The sequence below is a fragment of the Xanthomonas sp. SHU 166 genome, assembly GCF_000364685.1.
Classification (GTDB): Bacteria; Pseudomonadota; Gammaproteobacteria; order Xanthomonadales; family Xanthomonadaceae; genus Xanthomonas_A; species Xanthomonas_A sontii.
The window spans coordinates 1-4,726 of the sequence record NZ_AQOJ01000163.1; the positions used below are offsets into that span (position 1 = coordinate 1).

Here is a 4,726-nt window from a genome sequence, read left to right on the forward strand (position 1 = left end):
CGCTGTTGTTGGCCTTGACCCCGCCCAGGCCGTTGGCAGCCCGACCCAGCGTGTTGACGCTGGCGCCGCTGCTGCCGACCAGGCGGTACAGCCCGCCCATCGGCAACACGATGTTGCCCAGCGGCGCGCCGACGCCGCCGACCACCTGCGGCGATCGGCTGGTACCGGCCCGGTGCGCCGCCGGCGGTCAGTACCGCCTGTACGCCGCTCTGAACATGAGACGCAGATGCCGCGCTTCAAATCACATGTTGCGCTTGCAAATTGAAACCGCCGGAGCCATTGCCCGTGTGGCAACACCGGCAACGAAGGGGAAGGAGTAAACGAAGAAGAGCGGGCCAACGGTGCGCGAACACCGAAAGCCCGCCAACCACAAGCAGCTAACAAGGAGCTGACCATGGCTAAGGCCGATCATAGGGCAGTCACGCCCAGAACTGAACGTTTCGCCACCATCGCCGCCGATTACTACCCGCCGCTCGGCGAACCCGCCTTACACCTGCGACCGCATCGTCCCCGGCATCAAGCTACGCGGCTACTGGCTGCAACAGGCCGGGTTCGAGGTCAACGAGCGGATACGCATCCGGGTGATGCAGGGCTGTTTGGTGATTACGGCGGACTGAAATAAATAGTCCCGGCAGTGCCGGGGCTATTTTTATTCAAGGAAACTCAATCTTGCACTCTGACAGCGGAAATGAGCGGCCATCCGAAATAACAAATTGATCTCCCTCTATTCGAGCAAGGAGCAAACCAAGCCCCTTGCCCCCCTCTTCCATGTCCTTTCGCCAGCCAGCAATATCGCCGTGATATATGGCAGCATGAAAAAGCGGGCCACCTGGAGGTGTAATATCGCACCCAGCCTCATTGATGCCGCCACAAGTTGCATTAGGTGGGTCAGTAAAGCAGGTTATGTTCTTAAACTGCTTTCTGAACTTATTCTTCCCATCATCGGAGAAATAAATAGCCTCGCGAGTAGATGCACCATCAGTTCCTGGAACAATCCTGGCATCTGCTCTTTCCAGCTTTCCACCAAGTATCCGCTCTAACCTTTCAAGCTGATCATTCATGACGCAACCTCAATTCTTCACTGGAGTAATCACAAACTTAAAGTTCGTAACACCCGCCTCTGTAAACAATTTCGAATACTGACTAGCCAGCTCTGGGCTATTCGTATGATAAATAACGCCACCTTCAAAACCTGACGAATATTTCTTTGCCTGATCCACCATCTTGGTTTGCTCTGCAACCGACCAAGGTTTCAAACCTGAGGAGCTAGTCGGGTTCCGAATGGAACTCTCCCAATCCTCTACAAACTTAGCCTCAACAGCAGTCCGCTTTCCATCAATAATCGTTACGTTATCAGCGACACCATTTACTCGCTCTCCGTCTATGATTGTTGTGTACTGACGTTCAGCATATGGAACACTTCCATATATATCTCGCACACCACTTTCATAGCTCTGTGCCTTGTCGATGGCTCGGCCGCCGCTGATGGTCACGGGCTTGGTGGTTTCTAGAGCCTGACCAGTCGCTTTTGCACCACCGGCTATCCCGTTAGCTGAAGAATCTGCATGTTCAAGCTGCCGCAGGTAGTTTACCAGTTCCCCAGCGGTTGCTACATTTGCCGTCCCCTCGCTTACGACAGGCTTCAGTTGTCTGTACGCGGCAATCAGCTCGTCTGCAGTAAAGGCCGTTCCCGCCTTTGCCGCGACTGTGCCCGCCTCGCCAGCCGCACCCGTGGGAACAAGGAGGCTGAGGATATCGACGCCAACCTTGCCCTGGGTCTTCCCCTGCTCATACAGATCATAGATATCCCAAGAGCCGAGTGCTCCAGTGGCGACCGCCGACCCGAAATTTGAAGCGTAGTCCTTTACAGCATGCAGCAACTTGGCGCCTTGATCGAGGTTTCGATCCATGTATGCGCCGATCCCGTTTTCCTGCAAATAGCCAAGATCGTCGTAACTGCTCTTAAACCGCTCGTAGGGTGTCAGGCTCCAAATTCCTTCAACGACTCCAGCGATGGTTTCTCCCGTTCTGGTTACCGAGCCCACCTGTGTACCAGCCCCGGTCAACGCGGCTCGCAGCAGCGTATCCTGTACCGCGTAACCCAGGGAAACATTGCCTAAGTACGTCTGTAGCTTGAGCGCTGGGTCGCTGCAGTTACTACCCGCCATCGCGCATACGATCTTATGCTGAAGATCCTCGGTAGTGGTATGGGTCACCACGCCGTACTCCAGCGTCTCGTTACTCGCTACACCGCTCAGCGCTTTGATCTTGGCGCCATTCTCCATCAGCCAAGACATGTAATCTGCTTGATGCGCCTTCTGATCGTCGGCGGCGTTGAGAGCATCTGCCAATGCCGCCTGACATCCCGCACTCGTGCGATCGGTGCAAGCATCCTTGAGTGCTTCGTTTCTCTCGTTGGATTTGACTTCGTAGCCGGCGGCCACTCCACACGACTCGCCAGTCTGTGCGCACTCCAACGCCGCCTTCAGATATTCCATCCGCTCGGCGTGACTGAGATAGTTGTTCACCACTTCATTGCTGGCCGTCGCAGCACCCGCAGTGCCGCCCGCCACCGCACCCGCAGCAGTCGATGCCAAGGCGGTCAACGTGTCCGCCAACGGTCCGGTGACGCCTGCATCCCGCAGCGCGGTTGCCACGGCGGGCGCAGCGAGCGTGCCTGCAGCGGCGCCCGTCGCACCTTCTAGCCCGCCTGTAAGTCCCCCCACCACGGTGTGCGCCAGTACGCGCAAGCTGCCGTTGTCGCCCCACTGGCTTTCCAGTTGGTCGGCCTGTGCGGTCAGTTGCGCCTTCTGGTCAGGTTCGGTCGTGTCATTGGCCTGCCGACGTAGGTCTGCCGCCTCCGTCATCTTCTTCTCGGCGTAGTCGCCAATCACATGCGTGGCCTGCTGCCCAAACGTCGCCGTGATCTGCGCCTGCGCCGCCACCTGCTCCTGCAGCTTCTGCCCATCCCATTGCTTGGTCAGGCCATTGGCGTCATCGCCCGTAACGACATCGCGCTTCAGGCCCGCCAGCGCGTCCGCTACGCTCTTGCCGGTCTTGGCTTGCTGCCCCGCTTCGTCGGTGATGACCAGCGCCCCGCCACTGATGCCGCTGTGCGTGGTGGATTGCGAGTTCCCACTCTCATGGCCATAGCCGGCCGCACTGCCGTTGGCGCCGGTGTTGTAGTTCTGCCAGGACCACTTGCTGCCATTGTTGGTGGTGGAAGGTGTCTGGCCCTCACTGCCCTTGGCCTTATCGTCGTCGGTGCCGACGCTGTAGCCGCCCGACAGGCTGATGCCCTTGGCGTCATAGCTGCTGGTGTTGGCGATGTCGCTGTACGTCAGCGTGCCGGTGCTCAGGCGGTTCTTGCCTTGGTCGATCGCATCCTGGCTGCTGGCGATCACCGCGCCCTTCAGGTCGGTGTTGCCGCCCACGGTGATGTCGAACCCGCCCTTGCCGGCCTGGATGCCGCTCTGCTCGGTGACGCTGGCGTAGTCGCCATTGACCTTGTTGCTGCTGTAGCTGGCGCTGGCACTGAACCCGATGCCGAACGTGACGTTGCCACCGATCGACTTGTCCTTGCTGGCGTAGCTGCTGCTGTCCTGCAGGCTCTCGATGTTGAGGTTGCCGCCGACATCGGCGATCACCTTGTCCGCGGAGACCTGTGCGCCCTTGAGCGTGGTGTCGTTGCCGCTGATGATCGTGGCGTTGTTGCCCGCAGCCATATGGCTGTTGGTGTAGCTGACATCCTCGCCATTGGCCTTGCCACGCGCCCCACTGGCGCTCAACGTCACGCCCGCCGCGAACCCATCAGCGCCGTAGGTGATCGCAACGCCGACCGCAGCGCTGCTGCTCTTACTCGTGCTGTGCTGTTCGGCCGTGTTCTTCGCGGCCTCGATGGTGACATCATGATCGGCGGCCAGCAGCAGGTCGTGACCAGCGGTGACGTCGCTGCCGCGTACCAGCAGGTTGCTCGCATCGCCGCCGCCAGTAGCGATCAGATTGACGTCGCCGCCTGCCTGTAGCTTGGAACCCTTGGCCTGGTCGGCCGACTGGGTACTCTTGCTCTCGCTCTTGCTGCCACCCACCGTCACGGCGATGCTGATGTTCGCGCCTTGCGCAGCGCTTGCGGCGCTGCCGCTGGCCAGTGCGCTTCCGGTCTGACTCAGCGAGCTGGCGGCGCCATAGGCGCTGTAGGCCGCGGACCCCGCCGCCAGCGCCTGCATGCGCGCATCGCCACTGACTTTGGAGCCAGCCTTGGCCGTATCGTAAGCGGACTGGGCCAGGTTCAGTGCTGCGGAACTGAGCGTGATCGACAAGCCGCCTTGGCTGAACTTGCTGCGCTGCTCGGCATCGGTGGTGTCGTGGACCTCGGTGATGGCGATGTCCTTTGCCTTCACCGTGATGTCGCCGGCATTGGCCAGCACGTCGCTGCCGGTCTGCGCGTAACGATTGCCCGCAACCAGCGTGACGTCGCCCTCCACGCTACCGACCGTGCTGCCCACATGCGTCACATCGGCGGTGTCGGCATTGTTCTGGATCTTCTGCGTGCCGAAGGTCACGCCGATGCCGCCGCTGCCGAACATGCCGGACTTCTTCGTTTTCTTCTCGTGCTCCTCGCTGTGCATGTTCTGCGCCGTCTCCAGCGTCAGGTCGTTGCCCGCAGCAACGACCACATTGCCGGTGCCGGCGACCTGCGCGCCTTGCGAGAGCAGGTCGTGGCCGG

2 protein-coding genes are annotated in these 4,726 nt (G+C 60.2%); both read right to left on the reverse strand.

Going from position 1 to position 4,726, the window contains the following annotated elements:
• Positions 1-653: 653 nt before the first annotated feature.
• Positions 654-1,061, reverse strand: coding sequence for a hypothetical protein (locus D180_RS22875; RefSeq protein WP_081616415.1), 408 nt, complete (start codon positions 1,059-1,061; stop codon positions 654-656).
• Between the two features lie 9 nt (positions 1,062-1,070).
• The coding region (locus D180_RS06080) for a hemagglutinin repeat-containing protein (protein ID WP_017912089.1) at positions 1,071-4,726 on the reverse strand (3,656 nt) is incomplete at its 5' end.